This window comes from Sorangium sp. So ce426, assembly GCF_051475585.1.
In the GTDB taxonomy this organism is placed as follows: domain Bacteria; phylum Myxococcota_A; class Polyangia; order Polyangiales; family Polyangiaceae; genus Sorangium; species Sorangium cellulosum_B.
This window is the reverse complement of sequence record NZ_CP150341.1, coordinates 11011883-11036274: the sequence shown is the minus strand read 5'-3', so window position 1 is coordinate 11036274 and position 24392 is coordinate 11011883. Positions and strand designations below refer to the sequence as shown.

Below are 24392 nucleotides of genomic sequence, written 5' to 3'. Positions count from 1 at the left end.
GCATCCGCGCGTGTTCATTCCGAGATCAGGTGCACGACGGCCCGCGCTCGCCGCGGTCCTCGCGCTCGCCGCGCTCCCGGGTTGCGGCGGCGCGGAGCGGCAGGAACCCCAGTTCGTCGATTCCCCCGAGGTCCCGCTCCCCGGGCCCCCGGGCGCCGCGCCGCTCGACGCGGCCGGCGGCGCGCCGGAAGAGCTGCCCGGCGTGGACACGGCCGAGCTCGTCCGCCGCGAGCGCGATACCTGGTGGCAGCTCGTCTCGCAGCTCTACGCGCCGTGCCCCGAGCAGGCGGTGTCGCTCGCGCAGTGCGTCCGCGAGTCGCGCGCCTGCGCGGCCTGCGCGCCGGCCGCGCAGCTCCTCGCCGACAAGATCCGCGGCGGCGCGAGCGGCGCGGAGGCCCAGGCCGCGTACGGCGTGAGGTTCGGTCCGAACGTGAAGCAGATCGACCTCGCCGACTCGCCCTCTCGCGGGCCGGAGCGCGCGTCGATCCAGATCGTCGTGTGGTCGGACTTCGAGTGCCCTTCCTGCGGGCGCGCTGTTCCGCTCCTCGACGAGGTCGTCGAGCGCCACGCGCCCCACGTCAGGCTGATCCACAAGGTGTATCCGCTGCGATCGCACCCGCACGCCGACGCCGCGGCGCGCGCGGCCATCGCGGCGCACCGCCAGGGCCGCTACTGGCCGATGGAGCGCCTCCTGTTCGAGAACCAGCAGCGGCTCGAGGAGAAGGACCTGCTCGGCTACGCGCAGAAGGTCGGCCTCGACATGGCCCGGTTCCGCGCCGACATGGCGGGCGAGCCGGCCGCCCGGGTGGTCGCGCGCGACAAGGCCGAGGCCGACCGCGCCGGGCTCTCGGGGACGCCGTTCATCGTCATCAACGGGCGGGAGTTCGATCTGGCGCTGTTCAGCCTGCAGGGCGAGCTCGACCGGTGGATCGAGACCGAGCTCGCGATCCTCGGAGGGCGCGAGGCGGCGGCGCCCGGAGGCGGCACGCCGCGCGACGCGAAGTAGGCAGGTGCTCGCGGCGAGAGGGGTGGCATGGTTCCGTCACCGGTGATGAACGAGGCGTCCCCCTGCAATCGCGCGGGCGCGGCAAGGGAGGCCATCACCATTACGGCGCCGTCCACGACAGGGATCGGTTCGGATCCTCACGCTCGAGAACGTCACCATCGAGAACGGGCAGCCGGGCAGGGGCGGCATCAGCGTGAACCACGGTGGCAGCACGACGGTGAGAGAGAGCGGCGAGGCCCACAAGACGCTGCGGTTTCCGGAATAGTCGACCTGAGCTTCACTTCGCTGCCTTGTCCGGTCGCTCCTCGATCAAAATTCGAGGGAACCAGTGTCCTATCGCGCCTTCCCGCGTGCGAAATTCCCCTTCTTCCGCGACGCCGTCCAGAAGGATCGGAACGAGATACAGCAGGTGCGTCAGCGCCTGGATCGAGTCCTCTCCTGTGCCGAAGCGACGCTGCACGGCGCCCTTAGGTCCGACTATCTCGCACGGAGCACGCCAATGTCCTCTAGACAGGTACGGGTGCCCGAGGCGCACGACGACCTTTTCCTCGCCGCCATCCTTCCGCTTCAGCGTCAGCTCTCGCTCGCCAAGAACGTCCACTTTCGCAAGCATCAGCTCGTTGCTGAACTTGGAACCATCCTCTGATGCGATCCTCGGCACGATGCGCCAAGCTGCCGCCTCTTCCGCGGACGCTTGCTCGACAGGTCCGTCGCCGCCGGACAGCTCAATGGATCCACGATCCGTCATGGCCTCGATCTGAGCATCGAGAATCAGGAACGCGTGCGAGAGCGCCTGAGCCTGGTCCAGGCCGTGCGCTCTGTCTACCGTACCGGCTTTCCCTCCTTTTTCCACTTGGACGTCTACACACCATGTGCCGTCGCTTCCTGGCACCGGATGGCCAAATCGAGCGACCACCGTCTGGGCCGGTGAGCCGTCGGAAGGCTTGAAAACCAGCTTTCGCTCTCCGAGGATCTTGTCCATGCGTCGTCCGGTACACGTTTCCGAGGCCTAGTCAAGTGAGCGAAGCGCACGTCCAAGCTCAGGCGAGATCCTCCAACTCTTCAGAGTGAGCCACCCCACGCGCCGCGCTCAGCCGCATTCGCGATTGAACACCACGCGCCCTAGCCTGTTGCGCAGGTTGCACTCGCCTTTGTAGTACCACGGGCAACGCTCGTTGCAGTACAGCTCCCATCTGTCGTACATCGCCGAACCGGCAGCTTCGCACCCGCTGCGACAATTTTTCTGACAGAGACCGTATCCTTCCATGGATTCAGAGTGGCACTGTCGCGCGCCGCCTCCTGGAACACGAGCGCAGAGCTGGCTCCAATGCCGATGATACAGCTCGCACGCATCCTCGCAGGTGCCTCGTGACAATGGCTCGTCGAGCGCTTCAGTGGCTAGATCTAGCGGCGCGTACGGAGCGGAAAGCGGATCGATGTCGCTCGTCTCCTGAACGTCCCGTTCTGACGATTCATGAACGGTCTGCTCGATTGGGCTCACCATGCAGCCAGCGCATGACATGATAAACGTGGCTGCGATGGATTTGAGCGTGTTCATGTGTTCTCCCGCGAGGATCGGCCGATCCTCAGCGGCCTCCATAGGGCGTGGTTGAGGTTTTATAGGCGGCCTCGTGTCGCGCTCAAGGTCGCTCCGCGACTCGTCCATGGGGAACACATGAGATCTCGACGCCCGGGCGCCGGCGGCGCGTCCGTTGGCGGAGGAATGCCCGTAAGCCCTTCGAACCGATGAGCAGATCGGGGAAGCTGCGCGGCAGCGATGGGCCTGGCGCTGGTCGGGTTCCGTCCGCACGGGTTGCCGTTCCGGCTCGGATCGTGGGCGTGCGGCGGATGGGAGCAAGACTTGGGCGCGGAGCGTCACGGGCGAGGGAAAGGCGCCGCGCCGCCTCGGACACCGCGTGCGCGCTTCGGCGATCTGCCCCGGCGATCGTCGCCCAGGTCGAGACCGCGTCCCGCGACGATCTCGAGCGGTGGAGGGGTTGTCTTGGGCCTCTGCACGTTTCGCGCGAGCTCGGGGACGTGCTCGACGAGCGGAGCCGAGGGACCGACGAGCCGCGCGTTCAACAGCCCGCCGCGCGGCGCCTCCGTCGCCTTCGCGTCCCGTGGATCGCATCGGCTCCGCGATGATCGCGGCGGCGCCGGGCCCCGCGCAACGGGTTCAGCCTCCAGGACGAGCTCGACCGGTGGATCGCGACCGAACTCGCGATCCTCGGGGGGGCACGAGGCGGCGCCCCGTGGCCGCGCGCCGCGCGGCGCAAAATAAGGCCGCCGCGCGCCCGCGGGTCGCGCTCGGTTGACGATTGCCCCCCTCCGCCAGGCGCCACCGGGGCGACGGCGCGCCGCCGCCCCGGTGAGCCCCAGATCGACATCGGCTAGCTGGGCCGGTTCTTCTCCGACATCTGGCCGCCGCCAGCGCTCGTCCCCTGCGAGGGCCCGCCGCTCTTGATCTCGACCGAGCGGCCGCGCTGCTTCTGCTGCGGCAGCTTCAGACAGACCTCGAGCACACCGTTCTCGAACCTCGCGTCCACGTCGTCGGCCTGCACGCCCTCGGGCAGCGGGATGGCGCGCGTGAACGACCCGTAGCTGCGCTCGGTGTAGCTCACCCCCTCGCGCTGCTCCTGCTGCTCCTGCCGGCGCTCGCCCTCGATGATCAGGGTGTCGTCGCGGAGCTCCACCCGGATGTCGTCCTTGGTGACGCCGGGGAGATCGGCCTTGACCACGAGCTGACCGTTGCGCTCGCCCAGCTCGATGCGCGGCGACCAGAGGCCGCCCGCGAGGGACGAGAGACCCCGGCCGCCGCCAGGCTCACCCATCGTGCGGCCCTGCCTGAACGGCGAGAGCAACCCTCCGAAGCCGAAGGCGTCGAACATGCGATCCATGTCCTCCATCATCCGGCTCATCATCGCGAACGGGTTGAAGACGCCGCCTGCCGCGCTGTACCGCCCCATCTGGCCGCCGCCCTGCTGGCGCTGCAGCCCGGTCGACTGACCGCCGGCCCCCTGGGAAGAGGTCTGACCTGTCGCCTGGCTGCCGGGCTTGCCTTGCTGCGGCTTGCTCACGGACACGTCCTGGCCTGTCGGCTGACGCTGCTGTTCCGCCATAAGAACCTCCTTTCTGGCGAACGTTGCGAACGTTGCGAACGGCAGACTTGCAAGTGTGGTGCCGTGTCGCGAGCGTGAACCAACGTAGATGACGTGGCCTGTCGACGCCGCGCCGCCGGCCCTGTCCGCCGTGGCGCGCCGCGCAGGCGGGGCGGCCGTCAGCGCTCGCTCAGAGCGCGTACCGCAGGATGATCTCGGTGAGCCCCGCCGCGAGCAGCAGCAAGAGCCCGCCCGCGAAGCAGAGCAGCGTGAACCGGTCGTCCCGCCACCGCTGCCGGAGCGGCACGATGTCCCGCTCCGGCAGCACGACGGCCCTCAGGGTCGCGTGGATCGGCAGCCCCCCCGGCCGCATCGCGACCGCCACGTTCGGCGGCTGCGCCAGCCCCATGTTGATGAACCGCGTCACCCCCGCGCGGAGCCGGTCCCCCATGCCGGGCATCGCGCTGCCGATCGCGACAGCGCGGAGCCACGGCGCCCGCTCGAACGCGTTCGCCATCGCGATCACCCCGAACAGCTGCCGCAGCCGCGGCATCAGCGCCCGCACCTCGGCCAGGTGCTGGAACGCCCGCGTCCGCGCCTCGGGCGCGTCCTCCGAGCTCACCCGCGCGAGGCAGGTCGACTCCAGCCGCGCGTTCAGCCCCTCGAGCTCCTGGAGGATCCGCGGCCCGGCGTTGTCCGGGCTCGTCTCGAGCGGGAGCGTGAAGCCCCAGGGCTCCTCGCGCCCGCGCTCGGCGGTCCACTGGAACACCTCGGCGAAGCCCCAGAGCGTGTCGTAGCGCGACAGCACCACGTACGTCGGCACGTCGGCGTGCAGCGCCCGGCCGACCTCGACGAGGTACGCGCGGATGCGGTTCGCGTACGCGTCGAGCCCCTGCTCGTCGAGCTCGATGAACTCCGCGATGCTCAGGACGAGCAGGATGCCGTCGATCGGCTCGCGCTCCCGCGAGCGGCGCAGCTCGTCGCAGAGCCGCGACAGCTCGGCCGGCTCCCGCCGCGGGCCGAGCACCGACGCCTCCGGCTCGATGAAGAGCGCCTCCTTCGCCAGCCAGTAAGAGCACCGCGCCCCGGGCACGCCGATCGGGAGCTGCCCGCCGCTCACGGGCCACGTCAGGTTCATCGAGCGGATCACCGTGGAGCGGCCCGACCCGGGCTCGCCGAGCACCAGGTAGCAGGGGACCGCGTAGATCCCCTGGCCGCTGTCCAGGTTCGCCTGCTCGACCAGCGTGTGGACGCTCGCCAGCTCGTAAACGAAGGAGCCGCTCATCGGACCCTTTGGGCGATCGTCCACGCGAGCGCGAGCGCGCCGGCGATCGCGACGAGCGACGCCAGCGCCCGCCCGACGAGCACGGACCGCCAGAACGACTGGGTGGGGAGGTGCTGCACCGCGACGCCCTCGACCTGCACCGGCTTGAGCACCCCGCCCTTCCAGTCCCGATCCGGATCCACGCCGAGCTTGAGCGACAGCTCGCGGCGGATCCGCAGCAGATCGTCGGTGTTCTGCCCCGGCAGCCCGTAGCGCCCGCGGAAGCCGAGCCCGAGCACGCACGCGTACGTCGCCATCACCGGGAGCGGGCCCTTCCGGACGCGCTCCAGCCGCTCGAAGAACTCGACGCCCGCGTTGTTGGTCGTCCACCGCGACGCCTGGAGCGGACGCTGCGCCCAGACCGGCCGCAGGTCCGGCAGCGACATCGCGAACTCGTCCGCGCACGCGGCGATCGCGAACATGCCGTCGTCGACCGACGCGATCGGCATCCCCTGCGCGAGCCTGGACCCCTTCAGCTCCTCGAGCAGCAGGTTCGCCTGCCGCAGCACGTGATCGGCCGGCGGCCGCCGCGGGGACTGGCGGAGCATGCAGAGCCAGAGGAGCATCTCCTCACCGAAGACGCCGATGGACGTTTCCACGCGGGCGCGAGCTTACGCCAGGCGCGCACCGACCGTCGACCCGGGCGCGCGTCCACCTCGCGCGCGTCGACCCGGGCGCGCGTCCACCGCGCGCGCCGCGCGGGTCGACGGGCGGTCCGCGTCGGTCCGCGCCGGATCCCGCGCCGCGCGCCGCGGGTGCACCGGAGCGTCGACATCCGGGGGGGGCCGTGCCTATGCTCCGGCCGCTTCTCGAGCCCCCTTCGAGAGCAGCCGGGGTCGCGCGAAGGCGGTCCCCTTGAGGAGAGGTCATGTCGGAGATCCAGAGCGTCATCGCGCGCGAAGTCATCGATTCGCGCGGCAACCCCACCGTCGAGGCCGAGGTCACCACGCTGAGCGGCACGGGCCGCGCGGCCGTGCCGAGCGGCGCGTCGACCGGCGAGCACGAGGCCGTCGAACTCAGGGACGGCGACAAGAAGCGCTTCCTCGGCAAGGGCGTGCTCACCGCGGTGAAGAACATCGAGACCGTCCTCGGTCCGGCCGTCCTCGGGATGGATGCGCTCGACCAGGCCGAGCTCGACAAGGTGCTCATCCAGGCCGACGGCTCCCCCAACAAGTCGAAGCTCGGCGCCAACGCCATCCTCGCCGTCTCGATGGCCGCCGCCCGCGCCGCCGCGGACACGGTCGACCTGCCGCTCTGGCGCTACCTCGGCGGCGCCGCGGCGCGCGTCCTCCCGACGCCGCTCATGAACATCCTGAACGGCGGCGTGCACGCCGACAACGGCCTCGAGATCCAGGAGTTCATGATCGTCCCCTACGGCGCCGAGTCGTTCGCCGAGGCGCTGCGCACGGGCACCGAGATCTTCCACACCCTGAGGGGCCTGCTCAAGAAGGACGGCATGGTCACGGCCGTCGGCGACGAGGGCGGCTTCGCCCCGCGCCTGCCGTCGAACCGGGCGGCGCTCGAGTACGTCGTGCGCGCCATCGAGGCCGCCGGCCACCGCCCGGGCGAGGACGTCGGCGTCGCGCTCGACTCGGCGCTCAGCGAGTTCTACGACGCGAAGACCGAGCGGTACACCTTCGACAAGCAGCAGAAGACCCGCGAGGAGATCGTCGCCATCTACGACGAGCTCGCCAAGGCGTTCCCGATCGTGTCCATCGAGGATGGCGTCGCCGAGAACGACGAGAAGGGCTGGCGCCTGCTCACGGAGCGGCTCGGCAAGAAGGTCCAGCTCGTCGGCGACGACCTCTTCGTGACGAACCCCGCGCGCCTCGCGAAGGGCATCGAGGACGGCCTCGCCAACGCCATCCTCATCAAGCTGAACCAGATCGGCACCGTCACCGAGACGCTCGAGTGCATCCGCCAGGCGGCCGAGGGCGGCTACCGGTCGATCATCTCGCACCGCTCGGGCGAGACCGAGGACACGTTCATCGCCGACCTCGCGGTCGCGACGAACGCGGGCCAGATCAAGACAGGCTCCGCGTCCCGCTCGGATCGCGTCGCGAAGTACAACCAGCTGCTCCGGATCTCCTACGCGCTCGGCGACGGCCAGGTCTTCGCCGGCCGCGCGCCGTTCCGCCGCCCCGGGGCGAAGCGCTCCAGCTAGCGCTGTTCTACCCGGCCAGGAGTCCGGCCAGCGATGGCCGGGCTCCTGCGCGGGTCGCCGCGCCTTCGCGCTGGCGTTCCTTGCTTTATTTCCTGAGGGGTTCCCCTGCGCTCCGCGCCCCGGCGCCCGTGATCGAGCGGGCGAGGGGCCCCGCGCGGCGCTGACCGCGCCGTCGGGGTCGACCTTGCGGCGCTACCAGCGGTCGCGCCCGCCACCGCCGCGGCCACCGCCGCGCCCGCCGCCGCCGCCTCCACGGCCGCCGCCGCCGCCACCCCCGCGGAAGCCGCCGCCGCCGCCGCCGCCGCCGGGGCCACCGGTGCGCTCGCGCGCCTCGTTGACCGTCAGGGTACGGCCGTCGAGGTCCTTGCCGTGCAGCGCATTGATGGCCGCCTGCGCCTGGGCATCGCTCACCTCGACGAACCCGAACCCGCGCGACTGCCCGGTCATCCTGTCCGTCATCAACTGAATCGAGAGCACCTCGACGCCGGCCCCTTCGAACGCGGTGCGCAGGCTGTCTTCCGTCGAATGGAACGCCAGGTTCCCCACATAAAGCCGCTTGCTCATGTCTGCCGCCAATCCCGTTGCACGATCCCCGCTTCCCTCGCGGACGGCCCGGATCGTGCCGCGGGCCGCACGCGAAAACGCTCCCCGACGACCGGCCGTCACCCCACGTTCGGACGAGGCAACCACGTTGCAGCAGGCGGCCGGATCAGAGGTCGAGGACGAACGAGCCTTGAGGCGCTCCGGAAGCTACCGGCCGGCGGCGGGGTACGCAAGGTATTCCCCCAGGCTGGCCGCGTCTGCCTGTTCCTGACCGCCGCCGCGCGCGGCGCGTCGGACGGCGGCGGCGGCGTGCACCCCCGTTGGATACGGCGTGCGCCTCGTGCCGCGGTGCTCGGTGCGATGTGGACGAACGGGCTCCGGGCCTCCTCGCGCCGTTCGCGCTCGAAGTCCCGGCGAGCCGGCCGTCAGAGCGGCGCGGTGCCCTGCCTGTCCGGACCTCGACCCGGAGGTCCGTCGCGCTCGCCCACGGCGAGCCCGCCGCCGTGCAGCTCGCGGCGATCGGCCGCTTCCAGGACGGCTCCGAGCGCGGCGCCACGGCGCAGGTCGGGCAGGTCAGCTCGAGCGCCAGCGACCTCGTCGCCGCGTGGACGCCGCCGAGCTCACGCGGCGGCGCGCGCGGCGGCCACCGCGGCGCGGGGCTGCACGACGCCGAAGCCCTGCCGCTCCGGCGCGATGCCGGGCAGCCCGCGCGCGGTCTTCATCAGGATGCGCCGGCATTGCTGCGGGGAGAGGCGCGGGTTCGCCTCGAGCATCTGCGCCACGACGCTGCTCACGATGGGCGCGGCGAAGCTCGTCCCGTCCACGTGTTTGTAATGGCCGGAGATCACCTTCTGGTCGCGCAGCTTGGCCGCCGCGAGCTGGCGCACGAGGTACGGCTCGCGGCCGGCGATGGCGTCGAGGTCGGGATCGACGCACGCGTGCTCGACGAGCAGCCCGGGCAGCTCCTCGTCCCGGGCGCGGTCGAGCAGCGACAGGAGCTGCGCCTGCGCCGCCGTCGGCGTCCCGGGCAGGATGGGCGCCGCCAGCCAGATCGCCGGCGCGATGATCTCCGGCTTCTGCAGCCCGTCGAGGGTGAGGCCGTACGAAGAGTGGTAGTTCCAGGTCTGCTCTCCTGCGCCGCCGTCGTCGAGCCCCCCGACGGCGATGACGCTCGGCGCGCTGGCCGGCGGCAGGACGCGGTGCCCCGGGTCGTGCCCTGCGTTGCCCGCGGCGGCCACGACAACGATGCCGTGGCGGGTCGCGTCGTCGGCGGCGCGCGACAGGCTCCCGGTCAGGTACGACTCCTCGTAATCGCCTCCGCAGGAGATGTTGAGCACACGGATTCCGTGCTGCTCGCGGTGCGCGATCACCCACTCGATGCCCCGCCGGATGTCGTCGTGGACGATGCGGTGGGCGAAGCCGACCTTGACCAGCGCGAGGTTCGCCTCCGCGGCGAGCCCGCGGAAGCGCCCGTCGGAGAGCGCGCCGTTCCCGGCGGCGACGACCGAGGTCATCATGCCGTGCCATGACGAGGCGTCCCCGCGCTCGAGCGCCGAGGGGCCCGCCTCGGGCGCGAAGAGGTCGTGGTAGGCGAGGACGCGGTTCCTGGGCGTGGTGAGGTCCGGGTGGGCGTAAAAGCCGGAGTCGAGGAAGGCGATGGTGACGCCGCGGCCGGCGTAGCCGGGGTCGGCGTGGAGCCGGTCCGCGATGGGCAGGATGCGCCGCGGGTCGAGGTCGCTCGGAGGCATGGGCGGGACACTATTCCACCGTTTCGCCGCCCGGGCGCGCATGAACTCCGCGCGAGCCCGCTCGCTCGTCCGACTGGCACGCTGAGCGCTGGCCAGTCCAGCGTGTCAGCAACCCCGCCAGAGAAACCGGTCGATAGCGAGCGGTCGCTGGAACAGCAGCGATTTTCGGAGTTTCCGCCTGCTTCGCCGCCGAGGGCGGCTCCGGTGTGGCCCAACGCGGCGCCCTCTTCCGCCGCATCGCCCGCGGTGAAGGGCCCGCGGCCTCACCGATCGGGGTCGGCGCCTGGCCTGGCGGCGCAGCGCCGAGGGATTCTCCTTCGCTCGCCGCTCTGTTGCCGGGCCCTTCGATGCGCCGCTGCCTGTTTCGGGATCGTGCCTGCCGCGGCGCGCATCGCAGCGGATGACGATCAGGGGCGCGAGAGGCTCGTGCGGTACTGCTCCCGCCCGGCCTTCGCACTCGATCGAATCGAGCTCCTGCCCCATGGGCGTATAGCGTACTTGCTGAAGACACCTTGGCGGGGACGCACTCACTGCGTCATGAGTCCAATGGAGTTATTGGCCCGGCTCGCGGCTTTGATTCCTCCGCCGCGTCCTCGAGCATCTGAACTTGCCCTCGCAGCCCCGAACGGCAGCACCCGCGCGCGATCCAGCGTGGGAGTCGATGGCGTTCGGGTTCGACGCGGCGTAGGTGGGCACCCGGCCCGAGCCCGTCATGGGAACGCACGTCGCGGTCGTCGAGCCAGAGCTGCACCCAATGCACGGCGCGCGGGCCCTGCGACGGGGCGAGCGGGTGTTTGATGCGCGATAGACGGCTCGCCCGGCGCCGTTCCCGCGGGGCTCGACACGGGCGAGAGCTCTATGGTTTCCCATCCGCCCAGGATTACTGGACTGCGGTGCGCAGGATGGAGCGCACGGCGATCATCGATGAGCATCACGCAAACCTACAACTCGAAAGAGGTCTGATCTGCGCTCTCTGGCGCCGAGGCGCATGGTGCGCGTGCCGCCTCCGTGCCAGCATGCAGGAGCCGATTCGCCACTCGTTTTCCCACCGCTCCCGATGCCGTCCGCAGTTCCGCCATGGCGTGGCCATGCAGCATCGCGGCGAGAGGGTCGTCGCCTGCGCACGCCGCCGCGCTTGCCTCCCGGCACAGGCCTGGTGCTTGCCGGCATCACTTTCCGGATGCCTCCGGGGCGCTTCGGCACGCAACCGCCGCGTGCGGGCGGCTCTCGGCGGCCCGCGAGCTGGCCCGCTGGATGACGACGGTCCGATCGGGACATTTTTCGCTCCGAAGGCAAGAATCCGTGGTGAGCAAGCGTCGACCCGGGTTCAGGTCAGCATCGGAGTCAAATCCGGGGCGCCTTTCCAGGGGCGCACCCGCGCGCCTGCTTCGCGACCCTTTCACGCGCGCTCCGGTGCGCGACCGGACCTGGCAGCAGGTCGATTTCGCGTGCGAGCGGCGTAGCTCTGCTCCATGCATCGGCGGCATCACGGGCGCGCGCCGACGCGCCGACGCGCCGACGCGCCAACGCGCCAACGAGGCGACGGATCAGCGTTGACAGGATCGAACCCGGGGTGTCTCATGACCAGATACGAGCGTCGAAACCGCCTGGCCGGCGATGCATTCGAGTTCGTCGCAGGGTGGGCAGACGATCATGTTCGGCAGACTCGGGAGATACATTTACAACCTCATCTACCTGCAGCCGCCGTCGAATGCGGCGTTCGGGTACCGCTGGCGCGCCCAGCAGGGGGTGCCGAACCAGCTCTCGACCTTCGATCTCACCGTCGGCGTCGCGCCCGGTCTGTACGTGGCGTTCGCGCCGCTCAACCTCGACACGACGATCGAGCCGTTCGGCGGCGGCGGCGGCCCCGGGCCGGTTTATGCCGTGCCGGGCGCCCCGTCCGCCGCGGTGACGGCGGTGATCAACCAGGGACGCGCGAACCCGCCGCTCGGTCAGGACGGGCTGTTCAACAACGCCACCCCGCTTCGCCTCGCCGAGATCACCGGCTTCCTCGGCTACGCGGCGAGCTGCCTCGACAGCATCAACGCCACCACCGCCGGGGCGCTGCTGTTGCAGCGGCTCAACGGCGGGCCCAAGTCGGTGTTCATCAGCCCGTCGATGTTCAGCAATCAGACGTTCGCTGCTGGACCCGCCTACGTCAACGGCCTGACCGCGGCGATCCAGGCCTACGCCGGCGGCCAGCCGTTCGACCGCGCGCAGCTGACCGCGCTCGTCAATCAGCGCTACGCGGCGATTCGCTCGCTCGGTGGGCGCTTCAACCAGCTCGCGGCCGACATGAACACCCTGCCGCTCGCGTCGCTGTTCACCCAGTACAATGCCGCCGGGCCGGGCTTCCTGTACAGCTACTTCCGCTTCCGGGGCCAGCGGATGACCGGCCAGAACCTGATGAACTGGCTCAGCGACGGCGGGTTCTCGGCCTTCGACAACAACGTCCGCACCTTCGCTCGCGTGTTCGAGAACATCACTGTCCGCGAGTACTTCCTGCTGGCGCTCAACATCATCCTCTATCCGGTGGCCCCGCCGGGCGCGGGCGTCGGTGCCGGGGTCAAGTTCCACGTGATCAACGAGAACGACAACGTCCTCGGCTCCGCCGGCTTTCGCCCGCCCGCGATCGGACTCGCGCACGAGCTCATGCACGCGATGCACTACGGCCGCGGGACCTCGCCCGGCTCCGATATCAACCACTTCACGACGACCGCCGCCGAGCTGCTGTTCGCCGGCATCGGACCGTTCGCCGCCGAGTCGATCACCGAGAACGCCATCCGCGCGCAGTGGAACACGATCCCGGTCGGCAGCCTCCACCCGTCGAACGTGTGGGCCGCGCCGGCGCCGCGGCTCATCTACGAGCCCCCGGTCGCGCCGATGACCCGGCAGGCGCTGCGCACCGCGATGCGCTGCATCTGACCGCGAGCCTGGAAGGACGGAATGCCGCTCGACACCCTGCAGTCCCAACTCGAGAAGCTCGCGGCGTCCGGGGACCTGACCGTCTCGTCCGTCGCCGGGCTCCTGCCGGCGATCGCCGCGATGATGGACAGCCTCCCGCCGATCTCCCTCGCGCCGCTCACGAATGCGACCTTCGCGCTGTCCCCCGCCGGACCCGATCAGACCCTCACCCTGCGGGCGACCCTCGACTGGGGCCTGTTCAAGGGCATCCACGTCGTGATCACCGCGGCCGTCGACGCGACCAGCAGTAACCGGTTCCTCGCCACCCTCGACATCACGGCCCCGCCCGCGACGACGCTGAGCATCCCCGGCCTCGACTGGTTCGCGCTCGCGGCGCTGCACGTCCGCGGGACCAGCCAGAGCTACGCCCTGTGGTCGACCGGCCTGGCCGTACCCGCGACGATCAGCGTCGGCGCCACGCTGACGATCAAGAACGTCCCGACGACGTTCCCGATCGTCATCGGCGAGGACTCGACCGGCCTGCTGCAGCTGACGCTCGACACCTCCGCGGTCGAGTTGCCGAGCATCAACAACGTGCTCGCCGCGTTCGGCGACGCCGCGTCCGCGATCCGTCTGCCGAGCACCCTCGACGAGCTCGCCCACTTCTCGCTGCTCGAGCTCGGCGTAGGCTTCGACCCCTCGACGGGTACGCTGGCGCAAATCTCGGCCAAGGTCGGCAATTCGACGCAGCAGGTAGGGGGCTGGCAGATCCTCCCCGGCGTGCTGGCGCTCGAGAGCTACGCCGTCGGCCTGACGATCGCCGACCCGCTGCACACGCGCCGGGTCGGCGGGCTGATCGCGGCGACCGCCCGGCTGGGCAAGGTCGACATCGCCGTCGCCGCGCAGCACCCGGCTGCCGGTGGCTGGCAATTCTCGGGCGAGATCGGCGCGGAGAACCCGGTCCCGATCGGCGACATCCTGACCGGCCTCGCCGGGCAATTCGGCGTCGCCCTGCCCAACGTCCTGCACGAGTTCGTGCTCAAGGACTTCGTGTTCTCGTTCGACAGCGCGACCTACGACGCCCTCGGCCAGCTCACCGTCGACTTCACCGTCGGCGCCACCCCGGTCGAGATGACCGTCGGCGCCTCGCTGGTCCGCTCCGACAACGCCTACAAGCCGACCGTCCGCGGCCAGCTGCTGGTCGGGAGCGCCACGTTCGACATCGCGTTCGACGGCCAGTCCGCCGCGAAGACCTTCACCGCCAAGTGGAGCGACCCAACCACTCCGCTGCAGTTCGGCGACATCGCCGCGCTGATCGGCTGGAGCGACTTCCCGCCGCTGCCTGAGGGCCTCGACCTCGCCCTGACCTCCGCCGAGTTCACCTACGACTTCAACGGCGGCAAGATCGCCTTCAGCGCCGCCTCGAAGAACTTCGGCCGGGTCCTGTTCGCCACCCTGAATGGCGCCGCGGGCGGTCCGTCGGCGGACGCGCGGATCTACTTCTTCGCCCTCGACGTCCCGCTGAACCTCGACTTCCGCGACCTGCCGTTCGCCGGCGAGCTTTTGCCCGCGGACGTCGAGATCGGCGTCAAGGAGCTGCAGATCGTCGCCGTCTCGGCCGCGCTCGGCGCCCCGGACCTCGTGGCCGTCGCCGCCCTGCTGCGCGACCGCCTCGACGGCGCCGCGCTGATCCCCACCGCGCTGACGGCCGGCCTGACGTTTGCCGCGCGGATGAACCTCGGCAGCCCGACGCCGCAGCCGGTGGTCGTGGCGCTGACGAACAAGCCCGCCGCCCCGCGCTCGCTCGCGGCAGCGCCCGCCGCCGCCCAGCCGGCCTACCAGGTCGGCGCGACGTGGTTCGCCGTCGACCGCACGCTCGGCCCGATCAAGCTCGACCGCATCGGTCTACAGTACCAGGGCGACACCCTGTTCTTCTTGTTCGACGCCTCGGCCAGCCTGTCCGCGCTGTCGTTCTCGCTGCAGGGCCTCGGGATCGGCTCGCCGCTCACCCGGTTCGCGCCAACGGGCCACCTCGACGGACTCGCCGTCGCGTTCAACAGCGGCCCATTGACGATCGACGGCGGCCTCCTGGTGGTCCCCGAGGCGCAGCTCCCGAGCGGCGTGCGCTCGGAGTACGTCGGCGAGCTGACCGTGGCGTTCGCGCCGTGGCTCATCGGCGCCGCGGCGGCCTACGCGACGCTGACCAGCGGCACCTCCTCGTTCTTCGTGTTCGCCCAGGTCATAGGAGCGTTCGGCGGGCCGCCAGCCTTCTTCGTCACCGGCTTCATGGGCGGATTCGGCTACAACTCGCAGCTGAGGCTGCCCGCCGTCGATCAGGTGTACCGGTTCCCGTTCGTCGCCGGCCTCGACGACCCGGCCGTGTTCGGCCCCGCGCCGACGCCGCTCGGCGTGCTGTCGACGCTTGCCGGCGGCTCGCAGGCGTGGGTCACCCCGAGCGCCGGGCGCAACTGGATCGCCGCCGGCATCCGCTTCCGCTCGTTCGAGCTGATCCTCGGGCGCGCGCTGCTCGTGGTCGACTTCGGCGACGATTTCGAGGTCGCCCTGCTCGGCCTCGCGAGCACCAGCTTCCCGCAGGGGGCGACCACCGACGCCTACGCGTTCGTCGAGCTCCAGCTCGCCGCCGTCTTCAAGCCCGACGACGGCTACTTCGGCGTCTCCGCCTCGCTGACGCCGGCGTGCTTCGTCATCAGCCGCGACTGCCACCTCACCGGCGGCTTCGCGTTCTGCCTTTGGTCCGGCGACAGCCCGCACGCCGGCGACTTCGTGTTCACCGTCGGCGGCTATCATCCCGCGTTCGTCCCCCCACCGTGGTACCCCGTGCCCGCGCGCGTCGGTTTCAACTGGCAGGTCGACGGCAGCACCACGATGAAGGGCGGCGCCTACTTCGCGCTCACCCCCTCCGCGATCATGGCCGGTGGCGACCTCGAGGCGCTGTACCAGTCGGGACAGGTGCGCGCGTGGTTCAAGGCCTACGCCAACCTGATGATCACGTGGAAGCCGTTCCACTTCCTCGCCGACATCGGCGTCAGCGTCGGAGCTTCGGTGCGCGTCGACCTGCTGTTCACCACCGTCACCCTCTCGTTCGAGCTCGGCGCCAGCCTGACGGTGTGGGGCCCGCCGACCGGCGGCACCGTGCGCGTGTACCTGTCGATCCTGTCCTTCACCATCGACTTCGGCGCGAGCGAGGCCAGCGGGGAGCCGAAGCCGCTCGCGTGGCACGACTTCCAGACCCTGCTGCCGAGCGGCCCGGCGCCCACGGTCCTCGCAGCGGCCGCGGACTCGACCGAGCCCGCGAGCGTGCCCGCGGTGCTCGGCCTGCAGATCAACCGCGGTCTGTCGCACCAGGGTCCCGCCGGCACCTGGATCGTCCGCGCCGACGAGCTGATCTTCACCGCCCACACCGCCGTGCCCGCGACCGCGATCGACTTCGGCAGCAAGGGCGCTCCGCCGCTGGCGAGCGGCGCCAAGCCGGTGGTGCCACCGGCGACGATCTCCATCCGTCCGATGGCCGTCTCCGGCGCCACCTCCGGCCTGCGGGTCACCCTGACCCGGATCGACGACGGCGCCGAGCTCGGCTTCGCCGACTGGACCCAGATCCCAGAGGCCGCCGCACTCCCCGAGGCGATGTGGGGCGCGCCGCTGGCACGGGGCGCGACGCCGCCGGCCACCGCCGCGACGATCCCCAGGCTGCCCGTCGGCGTGCAGCTGATCGCGCCGCCGGCCGTCGTTGGCGAGTCGCCGGGCCCGATGAAGATCGACGAGCTGCTCGACCCGCTGGGCACCGGCGCGCAGCCGCTGACCCCCGCCACACAGGCCGATCCGCTGCCATCGCCGGTGGTCGACCCGACCACGATCCGCGCCGTGATCACCTCCGCGGCCTCAGCGGCCGCGGTCGCCACCCAGCAGTCGATGCTCGCCGCGCTCGCCGACCTCGGCGCCGCGCCGCCGACCCGCACGCCCCTCACCGAGCTCGCCAAGCAGGCTGGCAAGCTCTTCTCGCAACCGCCGCTGCGCGCCGCGTGAGTCCTCATGAGCGATCCCACCCCCATCCCCTCCGGCGAGATCCAGCTGTTCGACGGCTTCGAGCCGGGCCTGAAGGATGCCACCTACCGCGTCGACGTCGTCCAGACGGTCAGCGCCGCCGACGCGTACGTCCCTCCGGCGGCGCAGACGTTCCGCGTCGACGGCCCGCGTTTCACGATCGACCCCGCCGACATCCACACCGTGTTCCCGCCCGACGGCGCGACCGGCGCGTTCTCCGAGGTGCTGCCGCACATCGTCCTCAACAAGCGCCTGCTGCCGTGGGAGCGCGACGTCCCCGGGCTCGCCGGCGATGTCCCGTGGGTGGCGCTGCTCGCCTTCGAGGACGGCGAGCTGCTCGCCGCCCCGGCGGGCGGCCAGGGCGTGCAGACGTGCACCGTACAGCAGCTGCTCGCCGCCGATCCGACCACCCGCAAGCCCGCCCTGAAGGCCGTGACCGACGACGAGCTCGCGCGAAAGTGCCGCGCGATCACCGTCGCGTCGGCGACGTTCGCCCGGCTCGTCGCCACCGCGCGCGAGCTCCCGTACCTCGCGCACGCGCGCCGGGTAAACACCGGTGACAAGCCGATGTTCGGCCACAAGGACGACGGCTGGTTCTCGGTCGTGGTCGCCAACCGCTTCCCACGGCCCGGCACCACCACCGCCGCCGCGCGGACCACCGTACACCTCGTCTCGCTCGAGGGCTTCGGGGACCTGCTGACCGGCGACGCCCCCGTCGCCCCGGCCGAGGCGCAGGTCCAGCTGGTCTCGCTCGCCAGCTGGACGTTCTCGTGCCTCGCCGATCCAGCCCAGACCTTCGCCGGCCTCGCGCGCGCCCTCGCCTTCGACGCGAACGGCGCGCCGCGCCCCGGCGACTCGCTGCTGCTGCGGCTCCCCGTCGCGTCGACCGGCCCGGTCGACCCGATCGCCGCGCGCGTCCGCCAGCGATTGGCCGACGGCTACGTCGCCCTCGGCTACCACGCGCCGACCGGCGAGGACGGCTTCGCCTGGTACCGCGGCCCGTTCACCCCAGTCGTCCCGGCCGCGGTGCCGTCGGGCGGGGGCTTCGCCACCTCCGACGCCGCGATGATCTTCGACCCGAACACCGGCGTGTTCGACCACAGCCTCGCGGCCGCCTGGCAGATCGGCCGCGGCCTCGCCCTCGCCAGCCAGCCGTTCGCCGAGGCGCTGATGCGCGTCCGCCGGCAGGCCGGCGCGGCGCTCGAACGGCTCGCCGCCCCCGCACGCGTCCCGGCGTCGGACCGGCTCGCCGCGGTGTTCGCCGCCGGCGCGCTGAGCTTGATCCACGAGGCCTCGACCTCCGGCCGGCTCGGCGTCCGTGCCCGCACCGCGACCGCCAGGCTCGCTCCGGTCACCGCGCTGCGCAGCGCGCTCGCCCGTCCTCACGTGCAGGCCGAGCTCGCCGCCCAGCTCGACGGCAGCACCGACGCCGACATCGTCACCGCCTGGCTCGGCCAGCTGCTGCTGCTGCGCGGCGTCCCGTTCGTCCACCTCGTCCCCGACGCGCGCATGCTGCCGCCCGGCTCGCTCCGCTTCTTCTATGTCGATCCCGGCTGGCAGGGCGCGCTCGTCGACGGCGCCCTCAGCGTCGGCATCGGCACCTCGCGCGACGCCGAGGTCCAGGCCCCGCTGACGCAGAAGCTCAAGCAGGGCGCGCAGGCGGCCGCGCTCGCCTGGCGCGCGGGACAGCTCGGACAGCCGACCCCGAGCCCCGCCCACGGGCCGACCGCCGGCTTCCTGCTGCGCTCCGGGCTCGCCTCCGGCTGGCCCGGCCTCGCCGTCGTCGGCACCGCCCATGGCGCCCGCGTGCCCATCCTGCGCCTCGACCACCTCGGCGCCGGCGTCCTGGTGTGCTTGTTCGACGGCGTCCCCGACACCGTTACCCTGACCGAGCCGCAGGAAGGCCTCGAGTTCGGCGTCGACGACGACGGCCAGGTCGAGACCCGCACCCTCGCCCCGCCCGAGGTCCACACCGGCAAGCCGGTCACCGTCTACGACCCCAGACACCCCGACGCCCCCTCCGTTGCCGTGCGCCCCGGCAACGCGCGCGTGCTCAACGTCCGCAGCGGCCCCGCGACCACCTCGGGCCCGCCGACCGATCCGAAGGACCTCGTCGAGGCGCTCGCCCGGGCGCTCGGCCAGGACCCTGCGAGCCTCGGCCCGGCCGCGTTCGCCTTGCAGATGATCAAGGGCCCCGAACAGCTCGTGTTCGCCGTCGCCTCCACCCTCCGCGCCGCCTCCTGACCGCCCATGCACGCCACCTCCTCAAGCCCGCTCCTGGTCCCGGTCGAAGTCTTGGCGATGGTGCTGAACAACACCGCCGAGAACTTCATCCGGGCGCAGATGAACTACGCCAACCTGGCGAGCTGCCGGAGCCCGAGCCCCGCGCCATTCCAGCAGGACCAGTCCGGCTTCTCCGCCGACCTCGCCAACCACGGCGTCTACCTGCAATGGACGTTGCCGGCCGCGCTGCGCCACGCCGTCGAGAGCCCGGGCGGCGCGCTGCGCTTCCCGTTCGTCCCGAACCGCTGGCTCGTGGTGCGGCTGTATCGCCCGGCGAGCGATGCGACCGCCCCGACGGCGCCGCTCGTCGCGGCGTGGGTGGTCGTCAGTGACGCCGTCGGCACGACCGACGGCGCCAACTACCTCGACCCGACCCGCAGCGCGCCGACGCCGAGCACCCTCGGGCACCGGCTCCCGATCTCGCCCGCGAGCCCGTGGCAGGAGCCCGGCGGGCCGTCCGCCTACTTCCTGCGCGCCATCTCCGAGTCCAACCCCGCGTTTTCGGCCTACCAGCCGTTCAATACCAACGTCTTCTCGATCCACGACGACCTGCGGACCCAGGGCCTCGCCGCCGGCACGCTCAGCTACTTCGTGCTCGGCTGGTACGCCGACTCGACCGCCGATCCGCTCGCCGCCTGGCCCGCCGAGGACTTCGCCGGGCTGCTCTCCACCCTCGGCTGGAGCGCCGCGCCCGCGCCCGGCGCCGCGCAAAGCCTCTACCACGGCTCGGCGGTCGGCGTGCCATGGACCCCCGACGCCGGCCGCCCGCTGCCCTCGGCGAAGGACAGCGCCAACCCGCGGATCGCGATCGGCAACACCAGCGTCGACGCCGTGGTCGCCTTCATGGAGGCCGCGTTCTCCGAGCCCGGGGTCACGCTGCCCGCCGACCTCACCCCGCAGGAGGCGGCCGAGCTGCTCGAGGCGTTCCAGTACAATCTGCTGCCCGTGCTCGGCCAGCCCGGCGGCGCGGATCGAGTCCGGCAGACGATCCGCGCACAGTGGTTCGGCTCGACTGCCGGTGGCAACGCGTGGACGATCGGCGACGCCCCGGCCCGCCCCGGCGACCCGCCGCGCAAGCCGATCGCGGCCGACGAGCTCGCCCGCGAGACCGCCTGGCTCGCCGACCTCAACGCCGCCCAGGCGCAGTACGACCAGACCGCGCGTGACCTGATCGCCGTGCAGCGGCGCCTGTTCGAGCTGTGGTGGAAGCAGCAGGCCGCGCAGGCCTACCTCGCCGAGCAGGGCCGCTATCCGTGGAAGGTCACCGGCGACCAGCTCAGCGCCGCGCTCGACCCCGGCGACCCGAACGGCCTGATCGCCCGCGCTCGCTCGCTGCGGGCGAAGCTCGCCGACCTCGGCCGGCAGATCCCGCGCGCGACCGACACGGTCGATCTCGATCAGGCGATCGCCGCCTTCGCCGCGAGCAAGCGGCTGCCGGCCTCCCGCGCGCTGCGGGCGATCGCCGCTCCGCGCTTCTGGACCGCCCCCGATCCCGTGCTCGTGCTGTCCGGCACCGCGCACACCCTGAAGATCGACCCCGACACGAAGCTCGCGTGCCGCTGGCCGGCGCAGCTGGTCACCGCCCTCGCCGTCGGCACCGGCGCCGGCGGACCGAGCTTCACCATCCGCAGCGACCAGCTCACCAAGTACCTGCCCGCCGTCCCCTGGTCCGGCCTCCCGCAAGTCGCCCCCGCCCTGTTCGCCGAGTTCTTCCTGCTCGATCCGAGCAACGCCGCGCTCGTCGCCGCCGCCGCGGGCGTCGCCCTCACCCGCGACCAGCTCGCCGCCCTCGCCGCCAGCATCGCCGCGCCCGCGCCGCCCGGCGGCGGCGTCCTGCCCGCGATCGCCCCGCCGTTCCCGTGGACGCAGCCGTGGCAGCCGCTGTTCCTCGACTGGCAGCTGACCTGGTATCCGCTCCCCTTCGTCAACGCCGCCGGCGCCGCCAACTGGTCGTTCGACGGAGAGGACTTCGACCTCGCCGCCGATATCACGCCGCCCGTACCGCAGATCCTGCAGGGCCGCAGCGTCCTGACCCCGAAGCCGTCGTTCGAGTTCAAGGCCCGCATCGACCAGTTCATCCGCGACAACCCCGACAGCCTCGCCGCCAAGCAGCTGAAGGCGATCGAGGACCTCGTCGACACCGTCGGTCACTGGGACTTCCTCAGCCAGGCCCTCGGCGGCGTCGGAACCCAGCTAGAGTCGTGGGATCCCGCGCCGACCGCCTACCCGCCGGCAGCCGCGCTCCCCGGCGGGCCCGAGAGCATGGCCGACCTCGTCGGCAACCAGGGCTCCGTGCCCCCGAACCCGCAGCTGGCCGCCGCGCGGCGCGCCGTCCCGCCGTCGAGCTTCGAGGGGCTGCGCGGCGGACAGTTCTACGTCTCGCGGCTGGCCGTCGTCGACGCCTTCGGCCGGACGCTCGAGATCGTCACCGACCAGACGGCCGCCCAGACCCCCGTGCTCGTCGGCGCTGGCCTGCAGGTCACCCGGCCGATCGTCCCCGTCAATCCGCAGGGGCTCGTGCAGCTGCCCCCGCGCCTGCTGCAACCCTCGCGGCTCAATCTGCAGTTCGTGCCGACCGCCGCCGGCACCCCGATCGTCGGCTGGATCCTGCCCGACCACCTCGACCGCGGCCTCGCCGTCTACGGCCCCGACGGCACCCTGTACGGCGAGCTCTCGCCGGTCGTCGACGCCGACGGCGCCCCGTTCGTTGACTGGTGGCCCGCCCCCGACACCCCGTACCCAACCCTCGACCCGCTGGTCGGCACCGAGCCGCAGCTCGGCGGCTTCCTGGTCGCGCTCAAGGCTGCCGGCCCTATCGCGCTGGCCGAGTTCGTGCGCGCCGTCGACGAGACGCTGTGGTCCGTCGATCCGCTCGGCGACCGCCCCAACACCTACCTCTCGGTGCTGGTAGGCCGCTTGCTGGCGATCGTCACCGCCACGATCTCCCTCGAGCTGCAGACCGAGGCCCACCGCGACCCCGCGTGGCCGTACACCTTCGCCGACCCGCCGCCCGAGCCCCTGTTCCTCGGCCACCACTTCCCGGTCCAGCTCGGGCAGCTCGCCGCCCATCAGGATGGCCTGCTCGGCTACTTCTGCGACGGCGACTACGATCACTTCAACGCCGTCCACGTGCCCGGGGCGGGCCCGGACGACCCCGCGAGGAGCAGCGGCTACCTGAAGCCGATCGGCGACGGCAACTGGATCGAGCTCGGCTTCGCCGCCGCCGGCCCGGGGCCCTCGCGCAGCTTGACCCTCGTCATGGACCCGCGCGCCGCCGTCCACGCGCAGTGCGGGCTGCTTCCGGTCAAGGACATCAGCCTCGTGCCCGCCTGGGTCGACTCCGCGCTGTCCGCGATGAAGGCCGCCTTCCGCGTCGGCCCCGTGCTCGCCGAGCAGCGGCGGATCGCTCCCGCGCCCGACAGCCCCGCCGTGGACTCGCTGCTGCTGCCGCGCCCGGCCGAGCGCGACGGCGGCGGCAGCAACTGGCAGTGGCGGCAGCCTGCGACCGGCGGCGCCTTCACTGACCTCACCCTCGCGCCCGTCGACGGCGGCGCGTCCTTGCCCGACACCCCGCCGATCCTTCGTCACGGCGTCCTGCAACGCAGCGGCGGTCTCTCCCTCGCACACCCCAAGGAACGAGCCCTCATGCTTGCTTCATCATCCGGCGGTCCCCTCCTCAGCTACTCTCTCGCCACCAGCCCGTCCCCGCTGCAGGTCAGCCCGCAGTCCGGACCGCCCTCGGTGGCCGCGCTGACAATCGTCGTTTCGACCCCGCTGACCGTCAATCAAGTCACCGTCACGCAGATCGTGATCACCCTGCCGATCGGCGACCCGACCGCGCCCGACACCGCCGATCTCGCCGACGACGCAACCGGCATCACCGCCTCGGTGTCGGACACGACGCACTGGCAGGTCGGACCCGGCGGCGCCTCGGGTTCGTTCGTCGTGCGCCCGGCGAACGGTCAGTCCGGCGTGCTCAGCGACCACGGGCTCGCCGTCTCGATCACCGGCGTCCGCGTCAGCCAGCTGGTCGGCAACGCAGTCGTCGAGATCGTCGAGTCCGCCACCGCGGACGGCGGTGCCGCCCAGCCGCGCGTCTTCGACATCACCGTCCCGAAGTTCCCCTACGGCTTCTATGTCTTCAACTTCAGCGCCGACGTCCCGCAGATCAAGGCTGGCAGCGTCGTCACCCTGACCTGGGTCGGCTCGGCCAACACCACGTACACCCTCAGCTACGCCGACCAGACCGGCATCGACGTCAGTAAGGTCCGCCGCTGGCGGTCGCCGCCGCTGTACACCTCGACCGCATTCATCCTGACCGCCTCGGCCACGGTGCAGGGCCAGACCGTCACCACCAGCCTAAACACGGTCGTGATCGTGGCGTCGCCGGCGATCCTGTCGTTCTGCGCCACCCCCGACGAGATCGACTACAATCAGACCGTCACCCTGTCGTGGCGGGCGACCGACGCTGACGGCGTGTACCTGCTGATCGGCCAGAGCGGCCGGGAAACGCTGCCGCCGGTGTCCGACCCGGCCCACCCGAAGACGCTAAAGCCGCAGTACGGCGTCATCTACGCCATGCAGGCGTTCAAGCGCAGCAGCGGCCAGCTCGGCGACATCGTCTCGACGACCTACCCGCTGGCGTTGACCTTCAACACGCTCGAGATCGAGAGCTTCGCCGCCGATCCGACCACCGTCGACCTCGCGCACCAGACCACCACGCTGTCGTGGGCCGTCGCTCACGCCAAGTCGGTCGCGTACCAGGGCCAGCCGGTGGCCGCCCAGGGCTCGCACGTCGAGAGCCCGACGCAGGCCAGCACCTACGAGCTCGACGCCACCTGGGTCGACGGCACCGTGACGCGACGGACGGTGGACGTCGCGGTGGTGCGGGTCAAGGTGCTCGGCGTCACTCCGACCTTCGCCGTCAACGGCGGCAACATCACCGTCGTTCTCGACTTCCACGTCGAGGCCGCGACCGGCGGCACCGTCTCCGGCGCGCACATGATGTTCAACGACCGGATCCACTGGTACAGGTGGGGCCACCCGCAACAGACCGGCGACCAGAGCGCGAAGGGCGTCAGCACCGGCCCCGACCACTGGCAGTTCACGCTCAACTATAGCGTCGACCCGTCGTGGACCGGACTCCCGAACATCGGCATCATGATTGACTACCACTTCGACGGCTTCCAGCCGGTGACCGTCAGCTCGTTCCTGATGATGTATCGCGGCGAATTCAGCTTCTGGAACGGTTCATAGCGCC

Annotated in this window: 14 protein-coding genes; 7 read left to right on the top strand and 7 right to left on the bottom strand. The window is 71.5% G+C overall.

What is annotated here, in order from left to right; all coding sequences use genetic code 11:
- Positions 1 to 10: 10 nt before the first annotated feature.
- Positions 11 to 1006, top strand: coding sequence for a DsbA family protein (locus WMF44_RS41430; RefSeq protein WP_437295566.1), 996 nt, complete (start codon positions 11 to 13; stop codon positions 1004 to 1006).
- 277 nt (positions 1007 to 1283) lie between these two features.
- Here WMF44_RS41430 and WMF44_RS41425 read toward each other — a convergent pair whose 3' ends face one another.
- The 5 genes from WMF44_RS41425 to WMF44_RS41405 form a co-directional block, all read right to left on the bottom strand.
- A complete protein-coding gene (locus WMF44_RS41425; RefSeq protein ID WP_437295565.1) occupies positions 1284 to 1988 on the bottom strand; it encodes a DUF6968 family protein in 705 nt (234 codons plus the stop codon).
- A 108-nt stretch (positions 1989 to 2096) separates the two neighbouring features.
- Complete coding sequence (locus tag WMF44_RS41420; RefSeq protein WP_437295564.1) at positions 2097 to 2564, bottom strand: hypothetical protein; 468 nt, start codon at positions 2562 to 2564, stop codon at positions 2097 to 2099.
- A gap of 832 nt (positions 2565 to 3396) precedes the next feature.
- Positions 3397 to 4125 carry an Hsp20/alpha crystallin family protein gene (locus WMF44_RS41415; protein ID WP_437295563.1) on the bottom strand — a complete coding sequence of 243 codons (729 nt, stop codon included), beginning with the start codon at positions 4123 to 4125 and terminating at the stop codon, positions 3397 to 3399.
- Positions 4126 to 4294: 169 nt separating this feature from the next.
- Entirely contained in the window at positions 4295 to 5389 is a 1095-nt protein-coding gene (locus WMF44_RS41410) for a type VI secretion system protein (RefSeq protein ID WP_437295562.1), read from the bottom strand.
- Positions 5386 to 6027: a DotU family type IV/VI secretion system protein gene (locus WMF44_RS41405; RefSeq protein ID WP_437295561.1), complete on the bottom strand. Its 642-nt coding sequence runs from the start codon at positions 6025 to 6027 to the stop codon at positions 5386 to 5388. Before WMF44_RS41405 ends, WMF44_RS41410 begins: the two co-directional genes overlap by 4 nt.
- Before the next feature lie 269 nt (positions 6028 to 6296).
- On the opposite strand from WMF44_RS41405, the gene eno reads away from it, so the two are divergent.
- Positions 6297 to 7592, top strand: a complete 1296-nt coding sequence (gene eno / locus WMF44_RS41400; RefSeq protein WP_437295560.1) for a phosphopyruvate hydratase — start codon at positions 6297 to 6299, stop codon at positions 7590 to 7592.
- A 192-nt stretch (positions 7593 to 7784) separates the two neighbouring features.
- Here eno and WMF44_RS41395 read toward each other — a convergent pair whose 3' ends face one another.
- Positions 7785 to 8156 (bottom strand): RNA recognition motif domain-containing protein, encoded by a 372-nt coding sequence (locus tag WMF44_RS41395; protein WP_012240305.1) that lies wholly within the window; start codon positions 8154 to 8156, stop codon positions 7785 to 7787.
- A gap of 599 nt (positions 8157 to 8755) precedes the next feature.
- Entirely contained in the window at positions 8756 to 9883 is a 1128-nt protein-coding gene (locus tag WMF44_RS41390; protein ID WP_437295559.1) for a S8 family serine peptidase, read from the bottom strand.
- Between WMF44_RS41390 and WMF44_RS41385 the strand changes: the two genes are divergently transcribed.
- From WMF44_RS41385 to WMF44_RS41365, 5 genes are all read left to right on the top strand, one after another.
- Positions 9827 to 10681: a transposase gene (locus WMF44_RS41385; RefSeq protein ID WP_437295558.1), complete on the top strand. Its 855-nt coding sequence runs from the start codon at positions 9827 to 9829 to the stop codon at positions 10679 to 10681. The two genes, WMF44_RS41390 and WMF44_RS41385, sit on opposite strands and share 57 nt — an antisense overlap.
- An 855-nt stretch (positions 10682 to 11536) precedes the next feature.
- Positions 11537 to 12808: a hypothetical protein gene (locus WMF44_RS41380; RefSeq protein WP_437295557.1), complete on the top strand. Its 1272-nt coding sequence runs from the start codon at positions 11537 to 11539 to the stop codon at positions 12806 to 12808.
- A 21-nt stretch (positions 12809 to 12829) separates the two neighbouring features.
- Positions 12830 to 16831: a DUF6603 domain-containing protein gene (locus WMF44_RS41375; protein WP_437295556.1), complete on the top strand. Its 4002-nt coding sequence runs from the start codon at positions 12830 to 12832 to the stop codon at positions 16829 to 16831.
- A gap of 6 nt (positions 16832 to 16837) precedes the next feature.
- Positions 16838 to 19093, top strand: a complete 2256-nt coding sequence (locus WMF44_RS41370; protein WP_437295555.1) for a hypothetical protein — start codon at positions 16838 to 16840, stop codon at positions 19091 to 19093.
- A 57-nt stretch (positions 19094 to 19150) separates the two neighbouring features.
- Entirely contained in the window at positions 19151 to 24388 is a 5238-nt protein-coding gene (locus WMF44_RS41365; RefSeq protein ID WP_437295554.1) for a hypothetical protein, read from the top strand.
- Positions 24389 to 24392 lie beyond the last annotated feature (4 nt).

Bases quoted from the DNA above. Each gene is read 5' to 3' on its own strand.
- WMF44_RS41425 (WP_437295565.1), bottom strand. From the start codon at position 1,988: ATGGACAAGATCCTCGGAGAGCGAAAGCTGGTTTTCAAGCCTTCCGAC.
- WMF44_RS41420 (WP_437295564.1), bottom strand. From the start codon at position 2,564: ATGAACACGCTCAAATCCATCGCAGCCACGTTTATCATGTCATGCGCT.
- WMF44_RS41415 (WP_437295563.1), bottom strand. From the start codon at position 4,125: ATGGCGGAACAGCAGCGTCAGCCGACAGGCCAGGACGTGTCCGTGAGC.
- WMF44_RS41410 (WP_437295562.1), bottom strand. From the start codon at position 5,389: ATGAGCGGCTCCTTCGTTTACGAGCTGGCGAGCGTCCACACGCTGGTC.
- eno (WP_437295560.1), top strand. From the start codon at position 6,297: ATGTCGGAGATCCAGAGCGTCATCGCGCGCGAAGTCATCGATTCGCGC.
- WMF44_RS41395 (WP_012240305.1), bottom strand. From the start codon at position 8,156: ATGAGCAAGCGGCTTTATGTGGGGAACCTGGCGTTCCATTCGACGGAA.
- WMF44_RS41390 (WP_437295559.1), bottom strand. From the start codon at position 9,883: ATGCCTCCGAGCGACCTCGACCCGCGGCGCATCCTGCCCATCGCGGAC.
- WMF44_RS41380 (WP_437295557.1), top strand. From the start codon at position 11,537: ATGTTCGGCAGACTCGGGAGATACATTTACAACCTCATCTACCTGCAG.
- WMF44_RS41375 (WP_437295556.1), top strand. From the start codon at position 12,830: ATGCCGCTCGACACCCTGCAGTCCCAACTCGAGAAGCTCGCGGCGTCC.
- WMF44_RS41370 (WP_437295555.1), top strand. From the start codon at position 16,838: ATGAGCGATCCCACCCCCATCCCCTCCGGCGAGATCCAGCTGTTCGAC.
- WMF44_RS41365 (WP_437295554.1), top strand. From the start codon at position 19,151: ATGGTGCTGAACAACACCGCCGAGAACTTCATCCGGGCGCAGATGAAC.